This is a genomic window from Neobacillus sp. DZ-9, from assembly GCF_059587065.1.
On sequence record NZ_JCAIOL010000003.1, the window covers coordinates 471,524 to 487,596 of the forward strand.

Annotated in this window: 14 protein-coding genes; 3 read left to right on the forward strand and 11 right to left on the reverse strand. The window is 39.7% G+C overall.

The window, feature by feature from the left end; all coding sequences use genetic code 11:
- Positions 1 to 3: 3 nt before the first annotated feature.
- On the reverse strand, positions 4 to 312 hold the full coding sequence (locus tag AC59HZ_RS10740; RefSeq protein WP_496545785.1) for a PTS sugar transporter subunit IIB: 309 nt from the start codon (positions 310 to 312) through the stop codon (positions 4 to 6).
- 341 nt (positions 313 to 653) lie between these two features.
- Between AC59HZ_RS10740 and AC59HZ_RS10745 the strand changes: the two genes are divergently transcribed.
- Positions 654 to 1,382, forward strand: a complete 729-nt coding sequence (locus AC59HZ_RS10745) for a GntR family transcriptional regulator (protein WP_496545786.1) — start codon at positions 654 to 656, stop codon at positions 1,380 to 1,382.
- 61 nt (positions 1,383 to 1,443) lie between these two features.
- Here the strand turns inward: AC59HZ_RS10745 and AC59HZ_RS10750 are convergent, their stop codons facing one another.
- From AC59HZ_RS10750 to AC59HZ_RS10775, 6 genes are all read right to left on the reverse strand, one after another.
- A complete protein-coding gene (locus tag AC59HZ_RS10750) occupies positions 1,444 to 2,007 on the reverse strand; it encodes a DUF2062 domain-containing protein (RefSeq protein ID WP_496545787.1) in 564 nt (187 codons plus the stop codon).
- Positions 2,008 to 2,236: 229 nt separating this feature from the next.
- Positions 2,237 to 2,713 carry a hypothetical protein gene (locus tag AC59HZ_RS10755; RefSeq protein ID WP_496545788.1) on the reverse strand — a complete coding sequence of 159 codons (477 nt, stop codon included), beginning with the start codon at positions 2,711 to 2,713 and terminating at the stop codon, positions 2,237 to 2,239.
- Positions 2,714 to 2,940: 227 nt separating this feature from the next.
- The gene (locus tag AC59HZ_RS10760; protein ID WP_166258818.1) at positions 2,941 to 3,123 is read right to left on the reverse strand and encodes a 4-oxalocrotonate tautomerase; all 183 of its coding nucleotides are present in this window, start codon (positions 3,121 to 3,123) and stop codon (positions 2,941 to 2,943) included.
- Positions 3,124 to 3,228: 105 nt separating this feature from the next.
- Positions 3,229 to 3,414 carry a Spo0E family sporulation regulatory protein-aspartic acid phosphatase gene (locus tag AC59HZ_RS10765; RefSeq protein WP_496545789.1) on the reverse strand — a complete coding sequence of 62 codons (186 nt, stop codon included), beginning with the start codon at positions 3,412 to 3,414 and terminating at the stop codon, positions 3,229 to 3,231.
- Positions 3,415 to 3,437: 23 nt separating this feature from the next.
- Entirely contained in the window at positions 3,438 to 4,688 is a 1,251-nt protein-coding gene (odhB, locus tag AC59HZ_RS10770) for a 2-oxoglutarate dehydrogenase complex dihydrolipoyllysine-residue succinyltransferase (RefSeq protein ID WP_496545790.1), read from the reverse strand.
- A gap of 387 nt (positions 4,689 to 5,075) precedes the next feature.
- Complete coding sequence (locus AC59HZ_RS10775) at positions 5,076 to 7,964, reverse strand: 2-oxoglutarate dehydrogenase E1 component (RefSeq protein ID WP_496545791.1); 2,889 nt, start codon at positions 7,962 to 7,964, stop codon at positions 5,076 to 5,078.
- Positions 7,965 to 8,132: 168 nt separating this feature from the next.
- Here AC59HZ_RS10775 and AC59HZ_RS10780 point away from each other — a divergent pair, with 168 nt between their 5' ends.
- Both AC59HZ_RS10780 and AC59HZ_RS10785 read left to right on the forward strand, forming a co-directional pair.
- The gene (locus tag AC59HZ_RS10780) at positions 8,133 to 9,017 is read left to right on the forward strand and encodes a LysR family transcriptional regulator (RefSeq protein ID WP_496546041.1); all 885 of its coding nucleotides are present in this window, start codon (positions 8,133 to 8,135) and stop codon (positions 9,015 to 9,017) included.
- Positions 9,018 to 9,139: 122 nt separating this feature from the next.
- Positions 9,140 to 10,699 carry a catalase gene (locus tag AC59HZ_RS10785; RefSeq protein ID WP_496545792.1) on the forward strand — a complete coding sequence of 520 codons (1,560 nt, stop codon included), beginning with the start codon at positions 9,140 to 9,142 and terminating at the stop codon, positions 10,697 to 10,699.
- Positions 10,700 to 10,772: 73 nt separating this feature from the next.
- Here the strand turns inward: AC59HZ_RS10785 and AC59HZ_RS10790 are convergent, their stop codons facing one another.
- The 4 genes from AC59HZ_RS10790 to AC59HZ_RS10805 form a co-directional block, all read right to left on the reverse strand.
- Positions 10,773 to 12,347: a class I adenylate-forming enzyme family protein gene (locus AC59HZ_RS10790; RefSeq protein WP_496545793.1), complete on the reverse strand. Its 1,575-nt coding sequence runs from the start codon at positions 12,345 to 12,347 to the stop codon at positions 10,773 to 10,775.
- 34 nt (positions 12,348 to 12,381) lie between these two features.
- The gene (locus tag AC59HZ_RS10795; RefSeq protein ID WP_496545794.1) at positions 12,382 to 13,554 is read right to left on the reverse strand and encodes an acyl-CoA dehydrogenase family protein; all 1,173 of its coding nucleotides are present in this window, start codon (positions 13,552 to 13,554) and stop codon (positions 12,382 to 12,384) included.
- 166 nt (positions 13,555 to 13,720) lie between these two features.
- Entirely contained in the window at positions 13,721 to 14,629 is a 909-nt protein-coding gene (locus AC59HZ_RS10800) for a LysR family transcriptional regulator (RefSeq protein WP_496545795.1), read from the reverse strand.
- A 90-nt stretch (positions 14,630 to 14,719) separates the two neighbouring features.
- The gene (locus tag AC59HZ_RS10805) at positions 14,720 to 15,958 is read right to left on the reverse strand and encodes an MFS transporter (protein WP_496545796.1); all 1,239 of its coding nucleotides are present in this window, start codon (positions 15,956 to 15,958) and stop codon (positions 14,720 to 14,722) included.
- Positions 15,959 to 16,073 lie beyond the last annotated feature (115 nt).

Below are 16,073 nucleotides of genomic sequence, written 5' to 3' on the forward strand. Positions count from 1 at the left end.
TATCTACTCCCCTTTTATTAATTGAATGGCCTGCTTTAAAACTTCCTCTCCATTGCAAAGACCATAATGCATCGGGTTAATCGATTCAACAGGAATCCCCAGCTTTTCTCCTGTCTTTTTTAGCTGAGAAAGCAAATAGCGAACTTGCGGTCCAAGAAGCAATACATCTGCCTTATTGATATGTTGATTGATTTCAGTAGATCCCACGGCCCAAATAGTACACTCTATTCCTTTTGATTTTGCGCTAGCTTCCATTTTGGAAACCAATAGACTCGTAGACATACCAGCTGAACAGCATAATAAAATGTTCATTTATATCCCCCTTAAAGAAAGCGATTACATAAATTTAAATGATTGCAAAAGCATCCAATGAGTAATAAAACACTTCATAATAGAAGATTGAAAACTGGAATAATTCAGTTTATGGGAACCTCCTTTTACCAGAATGCAAAAATAAAACTAATTTCGAAAAAAGCATTATTGCGATGTTATAAACTCATTGTAATAACAATTCAGAATATTTACAATACAATTTTTAATTATTTGTTATTGTTTTTATTATTTGTAATAACAAATTTAAAAAATTTGTATTTAAGTAGTGCATTTCCTTCCATTTTTTTGATAATCTATAGATATTGAGGGGGAAGTTCAAAATGATAGAAGATGTGAAAGACGGTAGCGCGCTGCATCTTAAGGTAAAGGATGCAATTATCCAGTTGATAAACGAGGGAGAATACAAACCTAACTCACAGCTGCCAACTGAGGCAGAGTTTTGCGAAAAATACGGAGTAAGCAGGACAACCATTCGGACTGCCTTACAGCAATTGACAGTGGAAGGCTATGTCTATCGTAAACGGGGTAGCGGAACTTTTGTATCCGCAAATAAAGTAAAACAAATTTTAACCACGACGGTTGACCATTTTTCCAGTCAAATTTCAATGCAGGGAAAAAAACCATTAATCAAGGTATTGCAATTAGAAGTGATACCTGCAGACGAATTTCTAAGTGAGCAATTAAAGATTCCTGAAGGTGAACCAGTTAATGTCCTTGAAAGAATCCGGTATGTAAATGAAGAAGCAATTCAGTATGAAACCGCTTATTTACCTTGGTATAAAACGCCGGCTTTAAATAAACAAGGGTGCGAAAAATCATTATATAAACAAATGGAAACTCAATTTGGATTAAAAATTGACAAGACCATTGAAAGTCTTGAGTTGTTTATCGCAGATCAGGAGGCAGCTGAAAAACTTCAAATTAATATCGGTGATCCTTGCTTTGTACTCGATACCTTTGCCTATCTTCATGATGGATCAATTATAGAATTTTCGAAAACCATCTATCGTGGTGATTTGGCCCATTTTGTCATCGAACGAAATTACTAGCGATAAAAAAAGAAGGAGCAATGATTTATTCATTGCTCCCTTACATCGATCTTATTAAACATTACACGAAATTCTTATTGGGTACATTTTTTTGAAGTGAATGTTTCGTACGTCTTTTTGTTAATCTTCTGTTTTTTTCCGTTTCGTAAAGGTAATGGACAACAAAGTAAGAAGCTACTCCTAGAACAACCCCGAAAAAAGTCATACCGATTAAAACATGAACTCCTCCGTGTAGGAGCGTTAATAATGAACGGAAATCGCCATGCATTAAACTTTGAAACGAAAATGGTGTATGATGGCCAACCTTTACTTTCATTGGCAGGATTAACTTCCCGATTTTTCTAGCAAAGGGTAATAGAATAATGGGTAAAAAAGTAAGCTTGCCAATAACATTTCCGATAACTGATGCAGGTAATGATCCTTTCGCTAAACGAACAACTGGAATAAAAAAAATATAGATCAGCGATGCCGTTGAAATCACTAACATTTCTAAACCAAATCCAATCGCAAAACCTAACGATACTTTTTTTGCCCCACCTGAAGACCGCAAAAGTTTCACATAATTCAGTTTAAAAGCCCTTCCAATCCGAGTAAAAAAATTATATTTTTTTTGATTTATCATCATTAGGTCACCCCGTCTTGAAATTAAGTAGAGTCATTTTAGTTAAAAGTAATTTATTCAAGGCCAGGCCCAAACTCTAAAGCGTTGTCACTTGAAATTAAATCTTCTTACTTACAATATAGCATAAAATGAGCCTTTTGTTCTAAAATGAAAATTAACAATTTCAGGGGATTTTAAATTTTCTTACACATTAAAAACCTCTCCCTAATTTTTAGGAAAGAGGTTCAAGGAACTAACTGCGTTTAAAGCCTTCTTCAACTAAAAAAATCTCAGCTTCCTCATAAGTGCTGAAGGATTCTTCCAGGTTAAGTCCAAAATAAATATTCCAAGCTTCGTCTTCATTTATTAAAAGAAGAACTTCATTTTCTTCGTTAACCCAGCGTTCTTCTTGATTTTCTCCAATAATTGCCGTCTCTGTCACCGTTTTTTCAACTGCAGATAAACTGATGATCGATTCTTTAATGATTTGTTTTAATTCCTGCTCAGAAAAGTCACGGATATTAGCCATGCCTTTATCATTGGTCTGATAATTCGGCAGCTGGCCAGCATAAACAAAGCCATTCCCATTTGGATGAAGGTGATAAACAACATTTTTCTTATCAGAAACACTTTCTTTAAATTGGAAATTAACCCTGCCAAGAGAAACATTTACTCTCTCAAGTTCAGGAAATTCTTCTATAATTGCAATTTTTTCTTCAAAAGTTAGCATATTTGCCTCCAGACGATAATAAATACCATATTCTCATATTTGGTTATTTTAACACTTTTTATCTAACATAATCCAACTAAAAATCCAAAATTTCTTCTTGTCTTAAAAATTTGAAGTAATCAAATTAAGAATGTTATCAACTAAAAAAGCTGACTCTTCATTGGGTACAGCTTTTTGATAATGTATTGATATCAAAATCAACAATTCTTTTCCCTTAAATTCGTCTTTTATTTTTCAACTGGTTCTCCAGCTTTTCCCCAATGTGTTTTAGGAATTTCAGTGACCAGTACTCTAATATTCTCCTTCGGTGAATCTAATGTTTCTGATACAGTATTCGTAACGTTGCGGATTAATTCGGCTACTTTTTCCTTTGGTCTTCCTTCCATCATTTGAACATGAATAATCGGCATTTAACCTCTCCTTCCTCGTATCCTACTATATTAACACTTGAGAAAATAAAAAAACTACACAAGTGATAAAATCACTGTGTAGTTTAAGTTTTTTTCACTAATCAGCTAAAATTTCTTAAAGGTGCTGAGGTCCCGGATGATTTTTTGTAACAAGGAAATTTCATCATCTATTTGTTGGCTGATTTTTATGACTTCTGGATGAGTCAGCCCTTTACTTTTAGCCAAAACATACAAGTCATTACGATGTTCGCGTATGTCTTTCCTTAAGTCAAGGGCATTCTTAAGCATCATGAAACTTGCTCCTCCTTAAGCTTTTATCCTTCTAATAATAGTGAGTGTGGATCTTCCAACAACTCTTTTACAGTAGCCAGGAAGCTGACTGCCTCTTTTCCGTCAACAATTCGATGATCATAAGACAAAGCAATATACATCATCGGACGGTTTTCCATTCTTACTTCATCGATTGCTACTGGCCTTGTTTGGATCTTGTGCATACCGAGAATCCCCACTTGCGGGCTATTCAAAATCGGTGTTGACATTAAAGAACCAAACACTCCGCCGTTAGTAATCGTAAATGTACCACCTTGCAAATCATTTAAAGTAAGGGCGTTATCACGGGCTTTTTTACCAAGATTACTGATTTCCCCTTCAATTTCGGCAAAGTTTTTCTTGTTGGCATCGCGGACAACCGGAACGACCAAGCCCTCTGGTGCTGCTACGGCAATTCCGATATCGTAAAACTTCTTGAGAATCAATTCGTCTCCGTTAATTTCGGCATTTAAAAGCGGGAATTGCTTCAAGGCAGAGACAACGGCTTTTGTAAAGAATGACATGAACCCAAGACGAACACCATGCTTATTAAAAAAGGCATCTTTCCTCTGATTACGTAGATTCATAATAGCGGACATGTCAACTTCGTTAAAAGTGGTTAACATCGCTGCAGTATGTTGAACTTCAACTAGACGTTTTGCGATAGTTTGACGTCGGCGAGACATTCTAACGCGTTCTACTGGTTTATCAAACTCTTCATCTATTTGTTTTACGGCTGGTTTTGGGCTTGTTTTTTCCACTTTTGGTGCTTCCTGTACCGCAGGTGATTGCGTATGAGCTTTCACATCATCTGGTCTAATTCTGCCAAGTGGATCACTGCTGCGTACTTGGTTTAAATCGATTCCTAGTTCTCTTGCCATTTTTCTTGCTGCCGGCGACGCAATCGGACGTTCGGCTTTCGGAAGTTCTGGCTCAGGTTGGGCGCTTGGTTGATTGATCGTTTCTTGTGCTGGTTTTTCTGGAGCTGCTGGCGTTGCAGCCGGAGCAGAGCCTTCAGCTGCATTCTCTTCTATAATGGCAATAACATCGCCTACTTCTACCGTATCGCCAGGTTCTTTTAATACCTTTGTGACAACCCCTGAATCTTCAGCATTCAATTCGATATTAACCTTGTCAGTTTCCAATTCTACGATACTATCACCTTTGGCGACTTTATCTCCAATATTAATAAGCCATTGTGAAATCGTTCCTTCCGAAATGGATTCCGCGAGTTCTGGTACTTTGATTTCAATCATGTGTCTTATCCTCCTGTGAATTATGTTAAGTCCACTATTTTTTTGACGATGATGTGGCTCTATGAGACATTACCTCTTGTTTATTCTGTGCTTTGTCCCATAGTGCTCTTCAATGAGACACTTTCCTTCCGATTCGGCAGTGTTTTGTCTCATAGCACTCTCCTATGGGACACTTTCCATCCAATTCGCTAGTGTGTTGTCCCATAGAGCTCTTCTATGGGACACTTTCGACCGATTCGTTAGTGAATTGTCTCATAGAACTCTCCAATAAGACACTTTCCATCCGACTCGCTAGTGTGTTGTCCCATAGAACTCTCCTATGGGACACTAACCTAGCAATTTTTCAGTATTTTGTCCTATAGAGTTCCTATTAATCACATTCCAATATTAGCGTGCAAATAACTGACTTTCTTGTTTCTGTGTATCTACAAAACTCTCTGAATCTAATGACTGTTGGACAATGCGTTCTTGTTCCTTTTTATGAACAAGTGGATCGCCGCCCGCGGTGCTTGAACGGTATTGACGTCCAATATAACCGACTGACAGACTGCCGGATGCAAGTTCGAAAAGGGTTGGGGCAATATAATGCCACGCTCCCATATTCTTCGGTTCTTCCTGTACCCAAACGATTTCCTTCAAATTAGGATAACGCTTTACGATCGCTTCTATTTTTTCTTGAGGGAACGGATACAATTGCTCAATACGAACGATGTGTACCTCATCCAAGTTTCGATTTTCTTTACCTGATTCTATTTCTACTGCAAGATCGATGGCCATCTTACCTGTTGTTAACACTAATCGCTTTACTTTTTCAGTTTCTTTTCCAAGTTGCGGCTGTTCAATCACCGTTTGGAAACCGTCTTCGCTAAGAGCCGCTGCAGGAGAAGATACCTGCGGGTGACGAAGCAGACTCTTTGGTGTCATAATCACCAATGGACGAACAAATTCTGTTCCTAACGTAGCGGCCTGACGGCGTAAAATATGAAAATATTGAGCCGCACTTGTTAAGTTGGCAACCGTCCAGTTGTTTTCCGCTGCCAACTGTAAGAAACGTTCCGGGCGGGCACTGGAGTGCTCAGGACCTTGCCCTTCATAACCGTGAGGCAGAAGGAGAGTCAAGCCTGATTTTTGCCCCCATTTTGCTCTTGCAGATGAAACAAATTGATCAAAGAGTGGCTGTGCAGTGTTGGCAAAGTCTCCGTACTGCGCTTCCCACATGACAAGCGTTTCAGGTGCAAATACGTTGTAACCATATTCATAGCCTACTACTGCAGCTTCCGACAGCGGGCTATTATGAACCGCAAACGATGCGCTCGCTTGCGGGAGATGGTGCAATGGTGAATACGTTTCGTTTGTTTCTGCGTCATGGAGTACAATATGACGTTGTGCAAACGTACCACGCTCGGAATCTTGACCAGTTAAACGAATCGGAGTTCCTTCTTTTAACATCGACGCGAAGGCGAGCACTTCAGCTACCGCCCATTCCACTTTTCCGTTCTCATCCAAGGCATTTTCACGGCGCTCGAGAATCCGCTTTAATTTTGGATAAACACGAAAACCTTCTGGCCAGTTTAGTAATTCACGATTTAATTCTTGAAGAGTGTCAAGCGGCACTTTTGTCTCTAACGGTGGAATTCCTTTTGCAATTACACCCGGAACCGCCACTTCAGCTGGTGCTTCACCCTGCTGCTTCTCAGACACTTTGTCATACTCTGCATGTAATAGTTCTTGAACACTACGATTGATTTCTTCTACTTCTGGTTGATTTAGAGTACCGTTGTTTAGCAGCTGTGCAGCATACAATGCTCTAACCGTTGAATGGTTTGTGATTTTTTTATATACCTGTGGCTGGGTAACCGCAGGATCGTCCATTTCATTGTGGCCAAATCGGCGGTAACCTACTAAATCAATCACAAAATCCTTTTGGAAACGAGCACGGTATTGATAAGCAAGACGAACAGCCTCTAGACAAGCCTCTGGATCATCAGCATTAACATGGACAATCGGAATCTCGAATCCTTTTGCTAAATCACTTGAATATCGAGTTGAACGAGAATCATGGCTGTCTGTCGTAAATCCGACCATGTTATTCGCAATAATATGGATCGTTCCACCTGTTCGATATCCTTTTAGTCCGCCTAAATTCAATGTCTCCGCTACAATTCCCTGGCCCGGGAAGGCTGCATCTCCATGGACCAAAATGGCAAAGGCTTTTTTAACATTCTGCTCTGGATAACCTGGCTTCTGTCTTTCCTCTTGGGCGGCCCTTGCGAAACCTTCCACTACCGGATTGACAAATTCCAGATGACTCGGATTATTCGCTAAGGTAATACGTGGACGGACCGTACCTGAACCTTCTACGAATCGATCCCGGCCTAAATGGTATTTCACATCCCCTGTCCAGCCCTCGCTAATGTCGACTAAATCCGCTGACGGACCTTGTTGTTTAGCAACGGAATGCTGAAACTCTGAGAAAATTTTGCTGTAAGGTTTTTTTAACACATGCGCAAGTACACTTAAACGACCGCGATGTGCCATTCCAATCACGACGTTTCGGACACCCTCTTCGACACCTTCACGCACTGCTTCGTCCAACATTGGGACGAGCATATCTACACCTTCAATGGAGAATCTTTTTTGACCAACGAAGGTTTTATGTAAAAATTGTTCAAAACCTTCGACTTCTGTCAAACTCTTTAATAGACTTGTTCGTTCTTCTTTCGATAAAGAACGCTTCAAGGAACCCTTTTCAACCATCTTAGCCAGCCAAGTCCGTTCTTCAGCATCACTAACGTGGTTAAACTCCCAGGCAAGGAACGATGTATAACTTTCCTTTAAACGATTCATTACATCAAATGCGGTTTGAATGCCTTCCGGTGCATCCTCCCAAACGAGCTTCGCTGGAATCGCTTTCAGGTCATTTTCATTCAGCCCATACTTTCCCAAGGCAAAAATCTCAATATTTTGTGCATTCGCCTCTAATGGATACATTTTTGCCACTAAATGTCCATGCACGCGAATGTCTTCCAAAAGTTTTACCACTTTCATTGCTTTTGCTATATTTGCCGAAGGAACAATCGTTTCATGTTCAACGGTATCTTCTAGTTGAGTTGCTTCAAAAGACAAAGGTGAGCCCCATTGAATAAAAAGCTCTGTTAATTTTGGGTCAGTGGTTTCTTCCCCATTCGTATAACGTTCATATTGTTCGATTACATAGCCAAGGTTTGGACCATTAAATTTTTTCCATGGATTTGGTTGGTTTTTCCGTTCTCCCATTCACTTTACCCCCATGATTAGTACTTTTTATGTTATATTTGAATAGTTTTAAAGTAGGTAATTTTAATTGCCTATGTATAAGGATAATGTAATAATTGAAATAAATAAAATGCGAAAAAATTATATTTATTTATAAAAAATTTTTATATCAGATAGATGGGTGAAACAATGGATTACCGTGATTGGGAAATATTGAAAGAACTATATAATCAAAAAAATCTAACAAAAACAGCACGACTTTTATTTCTTACTCAGCCTGCATTAACAAGCCGATTAAAGCATATGCAGGAAGAGCTGGGTGTTCAAATCGTAACTCGCGAAAGCAGGGGCATCCATTTTACCCCTCAAGGAGAATATCTTGTCCATTGTGCTGAAGAAGCGCTCGCTCACTTAGAAAAGATTAAAGAAAATGTCCAAAATATGAGTAATAACGAGAGTAATCTGGTCGCAGGAACGTTGAAATTAGGGGTATCTAATTTTTTTGCGAACTATGAACTTCCATATATATTAAAACAATTTAAAATCAAATACCCCCACGTGGAATTCAAAGTCATTACAGGATGGAGCAGAGATGTAACCCAACTTATTCACAATAAGGATGTTCATATCGGCTTTGTTCGAGGAGACTACGGTTGGAGAGGATTAGCAACGCATCAACTATTTGAGGAGACCATCTGCATCGCATCTAAGGAACAGATCAATATAACTGACCTCCCGCGTCTGCCAAGAATCGAATATCGAGGAGATTACTTATTAAAATCCGTCATTGACCATTGGTGGGCGGAAAATTATGCCGAGGCGCCTTTTATTAGTATTGAGGTCGATCAAGTGGATACGTGTAAAGAAATGGTATTAAACGGTTTAGGCTATGGCATCTTGTCCAGCAAGGTCCTGGCCGGGATAGATGACTTATACAAAATCCAATTAAAGGATCAAGATGGAAATCCAATATTACGAAGAACGTGGATGTATTATCATAAGGAATCTTTGGAATGGAATGTTGTTAAAGCATTTGTCCAATTCATTGAAGATTTTGGTTGGAAAGATAATTGATTTTTTTGTGATGAAATAGGGTCACGTAGATTATTTCTACGTGGCCCTATTTACTTCAATCCATACATACTTCTGCATCCGATGGAAATACTTTCTATTGTTGTACATGAAGGAGGCTTATTATGTCGGAGAAACAAAATAATGAATCAGAAGATATGTTAACAAACCAGCAAGGACATCCTGTCACCAACAATCAAAGTGTTCGTACTATCGGTAACAGAGGACCTATGACATTAGAGAACTATGATTTCATAGAAAAAATCAGCCATTTTGATCGTGAACGAATTCCTGAGCGGGTTGTACATGCTCGTGGTGCTGGGGCGCATGGATATTTTCAATCATATGGCACTGTTAATGGTGAGCCGATTTCTCAATATACCCGTGCAAAGGTCTTTACCAACATAGATGTCCAAACACCTGTATTCGTTCGCTTCTCCACAGTTGTACACGGCGGTAATTCTCCTGAAACTCTGCGCGATCCCAGAGGTTTTGCAGTTAAATTTTACACGGAAGATGGCAACTGGGATTTAGTCGGTAACAATTTAAAGATTTTCTTTATTCGTGATCCATTAAAGTTCCCTGATATGGTTCACTCATTTCGGCCAGATCCGGTAACAAACGTTGCAGACCCTGAAAGAACCTTTGACTTTTTATGCCAAAGTCCTGAATCTGCCCATATGGTAACCTTTGTCAATTCTCCATGGGGTATTCCAGCCAATTACCGGCAAATGCAGGGATCAGGTGTACATGCCTATAAATGGGTGAATGAAGATGGTAAAGGAGTATTGGTTAAATATCATTGGGAGCCGCTTCAAGGAATCAAAAATCTGACCCAAAATGAAGCTGATGAAATTCAAAAGAGCGATTTCAATCACGCTACATTGGATTTGTATAAAGCCATTGAAAAGGGCGACTATCCGGAATGGGAGCTCTATGTTCAAATCATGGAGGACGGAGAGCATCCGGAATTAGACTTTGATCCACTTGATCCAACCAAGCTTTGGTATAAAGATGAGTTTCCATGGCATAAGGTTGGAAAAATGGTGTTAAACAAAAATCCTGAGAATTACTTTGCAGAAGTGGAACAAGTAGCATTTGGAACCGGTGTCCTTGTCGATGGACTGGATTTTTCTGATGATAAACTTCTCCAGGGGCGTACATACTCCTATTCGGATACACAACGTTACCGAGTCGGTTCAAACTATTTAAAGCTGCCGATAAATAGCCCAAAGAAACATGTAGCCACTAATCAAGAAGGCGGACAAATGGACTATCGGACTGAATTTGGAAAAAGCAAAAACATCCATGTGAATTATGAGCCTTCGTTAATTGGCGGTTTAAAGGAAGCAAAAAACCCTGGAAAAGAACATGAACCATATGTCGAGGGAAACCTAAAAAGGGAAACCATTTCACGCAAGAACAATTTTGGGCAGGCAGGAGAGACGTATCGGAGATTTAGTGATTGGGAACGAGACGAATTAATTTCCAACCTTGTCGACGCCCTTTCATCATGCCGAATTGAAATTCAGGACAAGATGATTGAAATCTTTACAAAATGTGATGAAGACTATGGAAAAAGAGTTGCGGAAGGCCTAAGAGACTCAGGAACGAATGAAGATACCAAAATGGAAGAGGCAGTACAAAAAGCTGAACAAATGGGGCAGCCTTCTGATCCATATTAAAAGTTGAAAAGAGCTAAACTTTAAGAGTTCAGCTCTTTTTTTCTTGGCCATCTATGCCCCAGCTTTCATTTAATTAGATGGTTAGCAGCCTTTCTGCATACTTATGTTTTAATTCTTTCTTATCAATCTTTCCAATCGGAGTGAGCGGGAACTTCTCTTGGAAATCAACCACTTTAGGGACCATATACTTTGACGTGCTCTGCTTACAAAAACCGATGATTTCCTCCTCCGAACAGCTAAAACCTTCTCTAAGCACTACAACTACGCAGACAGCTTCGCCCCAATCGGGATCGGGAACACCAATACACGCACTCATCGCAACAGCTGGATGCTGATTGACTACCCTTTCCACTTCTGAAGAATAGACGTTCATTCCGCCAGATATTATCATATCTTTCTTCCGGTCTACTATATAGAGGTAACCATTTTCATCCATCCTGCCAATATCACCCGTATAGAACCAGCCGTCACGAATGGCTTCTTCGGTAAGTTCGGGTCTTTGATAATATCCCGCCATCATGGCAGGAGATTTTACGATAATCTCTCCCAGCTCATTTGTCCCCACATCATTCCCTTTGTCATCGATAAGTCGAATCTCGGTTAATAGGCATGGTTTTCCACAGCTCTTCAAGACTTCCAGATTGTGATGGTAGGCCCAAAGATGGGCACTTTTTGCCAGTCTCGAAATGACGATATTGCATTCTGTCATTCCGTACTGCTGACGCATAATAGGTCCGAACACTTCAAATGCTTCCTTCAGCCGCTTTGGTGATATAGGTGAGGCACCATAATAAATATTGCGCATGGAACTTACATCATAGTCCATTGTCTTCGTCTGATCGAGAAGCCTGTACAGCATGGTCGGAACCATGAATGTAGTAGTAATTTTATATTCCTTAATGCTTTCGATAAACTGTTCAGCATCAAAGGAACGCATGACATAGACATGCACTCCTGAGGTTAGTGACCTCCAAAGCAGAGACCCGGCCGAATGCACGATTGGCGTGCTCAACAATACCCTGTCTCTGTCGTCAAGCGGATCTTCAACTGCAGCAGAAAGAAGGCCGGCGGCCAACCCTTCCTGTGTATGCATGACGCCTTTGGGTGTACCCGTAGTCCCGCCTGTGTAAGATAGGACAGCGATATCCTCCGGCATGGCGGCAGGCGAAGCTAATTGCTTTTTTTCCTTTGGCCACTGGAATAGTTCAAACTGGTCGGGGTACTCGACACCAAATTCGGGAAGCCCAATAATATGGATATCCTGACTATTAGATTCTTCTAAGTATTCAAGAATTGTTGCAGTATGTGCCTGGGAGGCCATAATGACCACTTGTGGTTTTGCTTCCCTCAAAATGAAACCAACTTCACGAGTCCCCAGCTTCTCTCCTAACGGGACTAACGTTCCTCCGCTTTGCTGGACTGCCAAACCAAATAGCACTGCTTCAAGGCTATTAGGAATAAGAGTGGCAATATGGGTGCCCCTCCCGCACCCTAATTCGAACAAATATGAAGTTAGGAGTTCTGTTTTGGCCAACAGCTCCTTATATGTCAACGTCTCCTCTGATGGCAGCAGGGTGATGGCAGGCAGCTCGCCAAATCGTTTTAATCCTTTAAGAAGCAATGACTGGAATGTCATCTTTTTCATCATCAATCGTTCCCTCCCCAAAACTATCAATCTATGATTAATCCCTCAATAATTCTTTTGCAATCGTATTTTTTTGAATTTCAGAGGTCCCGGTAAGAATTCGGTACATCCGTGAGCTTCTGTACATTTTTTCGACCGGATGTCCTTTAGCCAATCCCTGAGAGCCGAATATTTGAATAGCCTTATCAGCGACACGGTTTACTACTTCTGATGCAAATAGTTTGGCCATCGAGGCACCTGCCCGATCTTCCTCTCCCTGATCAATCTTTTCAACCACATCGTAAACCATGCATCTTGCAGCGTAGATATCTGTAGCCATTTCCGCCAGCATATGCTGAATGGCTTGAAAATCCGAAATAGGTCGTCCGAATTGTACCCTCTTTTTAGCCTGTTCTACCGATAAATCAAGAAGGTGCTGAGCCATTCCGACAAAACCGGCAGCGTGGGAGGCGCGATTCGTGTTTATTCTTTTCAACCCAAGAAGCAAGCCTTTTCCTGGTGCTCCAATGATATTAGAGGCAGGTACCCGGCATTTGTTAAAAATTAATTCAGCATGAATACGTTCTCCCGAAATCGGGACTTGAATGTCACCTAGTTCGAAGCCGGAATTATGCGGTGATTTCTTTTCTACAAGAAAAGCCGTGATTCTAGGCTTCTCTCCCTCCACTAATTCTCTAGCTATCACAATAGCAAAATCAGCATAAGGGGCTGCACTGATAAAATGCTTCTTCCCGGTTAATATATAGTCCTCTCCCTCTCGAATGGCTGTGGTTTCAATTGCGAAGGCATCCGAACCAGCATTCGGTTCCGTAAGTGCGAAACAGCAGCTTGCATCTCCGGCAACGACTGGAATGACATATTTTTCGATTTGCTCCTTTGTAAAACTTTCTAGCATTTGACCGATTCTTAAGGGCCCGCCAATTTCCCCAAGTACCTGACCCCATAAAACAGCTCCAGAACGTGCCAATTCTTCTTTTAATAGGCAAAGACCTTTTAAGCTGATATCCTGTCCCCCATATTCAATCGGGAGGTTAATTCCATAGAATCCTAGTTCTCTGGATCGCTTTCTTACCCATTTAATCGCATCCCTTGGAATATCTTCCTCTGCATTCAGATGATGCTTTTGTTCATATGGAAGCAATTCAGTCTGGATGAAATCCTGCAATTTGGCACGAATTACCTTTAAGTCCTCTTTCAGCGTAGTTAACATTGATTTCCCTTCTTTCAGTCTTTTTTTTCTATTGTTTAAATATTTTAAATCTTAAACTAATTATAAATATAAATTATTTTTAAGTAAAATAAACAATTGTTATGTATACTTAAATTTTATTTATGCAATTTCAATAAAAAAATTAGCCCCTATCTTTAATAGGAAACTAATATTTTAAAGTAGTTGTATAGAACTCAAGACATTTGATGAACTCTTTGGCAGCCTTTGAAGAGTGCTGTTTTTTCGAGCGCACAAACCCGAGTTTCATTGTATTGTTATTAAAATTAACCAAGGGGATCGGTACAAGATCACCAGTTTGGTAATAAGGATCGCTGTTAATACCAATTTCATAAGATAATGAAATCGCCAATCCTTCCGCAACCGTTTTCTTAATAATCTCTGTATTATTCGTTAAAAATAAAATTTTCATTTCTCCGTATTGGTCAAAAAAATCTTTGATATACTCTTTCATTTTTGGACCATTATAAAAAACTAGGTTCTGATCTAGTAATTCAGTCGGTTTAATACTTTTCCGGCTGGCTAAAGGAGAATTCCTGCTGACTGATACGATAACCTTTGCTTCCATCAAGGTTTGAAAATCCAGCTCATCTTCTCTTGGATTTTTCTTTGGGATATTTAATAGTCCGATGTCGATCTTATTATTTAAGACATCATTGATGACTTCTTGTCCCCCTTTTTCTTCGATAACGATATTGACATCAGGGTACTTTTTCTTGAATAAGGCTAAGGATTTGGGCAAAACCGTAAGAAATAGGCCTTGGGTAGATGAAAGGCGCAGCTCTTTCTCCATCGTCCCTGTATGCATTTGAGCCTTGTCTTTTATTTCTTCAAGCTTACTCAAAACCTCATACGCTTTTTGTATGATTTCGTTTCCCTCATCTGTCGGAATCGTACCTAATCGTGAACGCTTGAAGATCTTAATGCCTAATTCCTTTTCTAGGCTCGTTATGGCCATACTAATTCCGGCTTGGGAAATATGGAGACTTTCTGAGGCTGTGGAAATGGAGCGCATTTCAGCGACCTTTATGATATATTCCAATTGTTCAATATTCATGGATGATTCTCCTTCTCTCTCTCTTAATTGAATCATACATCGTATAGGAGGTCTGTTCAAATCATAGAGAATCCTTGTATTTTAAAAATTTTAAACGGCTGCTGTTTTATTTTCATATCCTTTTGAGGGTTGGGCTGAATTATTTTTTATGGAAAGGGCAATAACCGTTCCTAGTAACGATGATATAACTAAAAACCAGAAGGCTGCATTATAGGATCCCTTAAATAAACTAATAATCAAGCCGATTGCTGACGGAGATACCGCTCCAGCAATTTGGCCAGCAAATGTTACAAGCCCAGAAGCAGAACCTGTAAGTTCCTTTGGCGAATATTTGATGATAATCGTATAAAGAACAGTTCCGAAAAAAGATAACGCTATGGAATTAAGTGTTAGAAATGTAATAATTATTGCAATTGACGTGGCATTTGCCATGAAATAAAGGAAAATCGCAGATAACAATGCACCTGCAGCGGCAAGATACTTCTCCCGGCCTACCATAAATTTATCCAGAATCCACCCGCTAACATTAAACATAAAGAAGCCGATAATATAAGGAATGGCCAATAAACTTCCTGCCGCTACAAAATCCACTCCTTTTTCTTTCACTAAATAGATAGGCATCCAGGTGATTAGACCGTAGTTAATAATATTAGATAGAAATTTAAATGAGATAATCTTCCAAATGTTTTCTATTTTTAATAATAGTTTCACAGGAACTTTAGTTTGTTTCTTGCTGCCTTCCTTCTTCTCCTGGATGCGTTGAGGCTTCAGGAGAAACCAAAATCCGAAAGCGACAATCATGCCTAAAATACCGGCAAATGAAAACATCCCTCTCCATCCAATTGCTGCCACCAGGGCCGCAGCAAGAGCGGTACCTAATATTCCACCTATGTTTTGAGCAGACAGGAAAAAGGAATTGGCCCTCCCGCGTTCTTTTTGAGGGAAATGATCCCGAATGGTAGACATACTAGACGGATAAAAAGGACCTTCTCCTAATCCAAAAATAAAACGAATAAATAATAATGAAATAAAAGACCAAGCAAATCCAGTCAATAACGTAAACAAAGACCAACTAAAGAGTGAAAAAGTAATCATGACCCTTGCACCAAATTTATCTGTCATCCATCCACCAAGCGGCTGCATAAGCGAGTAACTAATAAAAAATATACTAATGAGCAAACCTGTCTGGGAGGTTGTAAGATGAAACTCCTGGCCCATAGGAATAACCGCTACATTAATGGCTACGCGGTCAAAAAAACTTAAAACCATTCCAAAAAATAAAAGACCCATAATCATCATTTTCCGATTTCTACTAGCATACATCTCCATTCCATCTCACTCCATTATTTCATTTTTTCATTACCTACCAAACCGGAAGCGTTTTCATTTTATAGTTCAGAATTTTATTAATGTTGGATTAATTCTAACATAAATCCAATTTAAG

What these genes read in the sequence shown, in the direction of transcription:
- AC59HZ_RS10740 (WP_496545785.1), bottom strand. Translation starts at nt 312, where the DNA reads ATGAACATTTTATTATGCTGTTCAGCTGGTATGTCTACGAGTCTATTG.
- AC59HZ_RS10745 (WP_496545786.1), top strand. Translation starts at nt 654, where the DNA reads ATGATAGAAGATGTGAAAGACGGTAGCGCGCTGCATCTTAAGGTAAAG.
- AC59HZ_RS10750 (WP_496545787.1), bottom strand. Translation starts at nt 2,007, where the DNA reads ATGATGATAAATCAAAAAAAATATAATTTTTTTACTCGGATTGGAAGG.
- AC59HZ_RS10755 (WP_496545788.1), bottom strand. Translation starts at nt 2,713, where the DNA reads ATGCTAACTTTTGAAGAAAAAATTGCAATTATAGAAGAATTTCCTGAA.
- AC59HZ_RS10760 (WP_166258818.1), bottom strand. Translation starts at nt 3,123, where the DNA reads ATGCCGATTATTCATGTTCAAATGATGGAAGGAAGACCAAAGGAAAAA.
- AC59HZ_RS10765 (WP_496545789.1), bottom strand. Translation starts at nt 3,414, where the DNA reads ATGATGCTTAAGAATGCCCTTGACTTAAGGAAAGACATACGCGAACAT.
- odhB (WP_496545790.1), bottom strand. Translation starts at nt 4,688, where the DNA reads ATGATTGAAATCAAAGTACCAGAACTCGCGGAATCCATTTCGGAAGGA.
- AC59HZ_RS10775 (WP_496545791.1), bottom strand. Translation starts at nt 7,964, where the DNA reads ATGGGAGAACGGAAAAACCAACCAAATCCATGGAAAAAATTTAATGGT.
- AC59HZ_RS10780 (WP_496546041.1), top strand. Translation starts at nt 8,133, where the DNA reads ATGGATTACCGTGATTGGGAAATATTGAAAGAACTATATAATCAAAAA.
- AC59HZ_RS10785 (WP_496545792.1), top strand. Translation starts at nt 9,140, where the DNA reads ATGTCGGAGAAACAAAATAATGAATCAGAAGATATGTTAACAAACCAG.
- AC59HZ_RS10790 (WP_496545793.1), bottom strand. Translation starts at nt 12,347, where the DNA reads ATGATGAAAAAGATGACATTCCAGTCATTGCTTCTTAAAGGATTAAAA.
- AC59HZ_RS10795 (WP_496545794.1), bottom strand. Translation starts at nt 13,554, where the DNA reads ATGTTAACTACGCTGAAAGAGGACTTAAAGGTAATTCGTGCCAAATTG.
- AC59HZ_RS10800 (WP_496545795.1), bottom strand. Translation starts at nt 14,629, where the DNA reads ATGAATATTGAACAATTGGAATATATCATAAAGGTCGCTGAAATGCGC.
- AC59HZ_RS10805 (WP_496545796.1), bottom strand. Translation starts at nt 15,958, where the DNA reads ATGGAGATGTATGCTAGTAGAAATCGGAAAATGATGATTATGGGTCTT.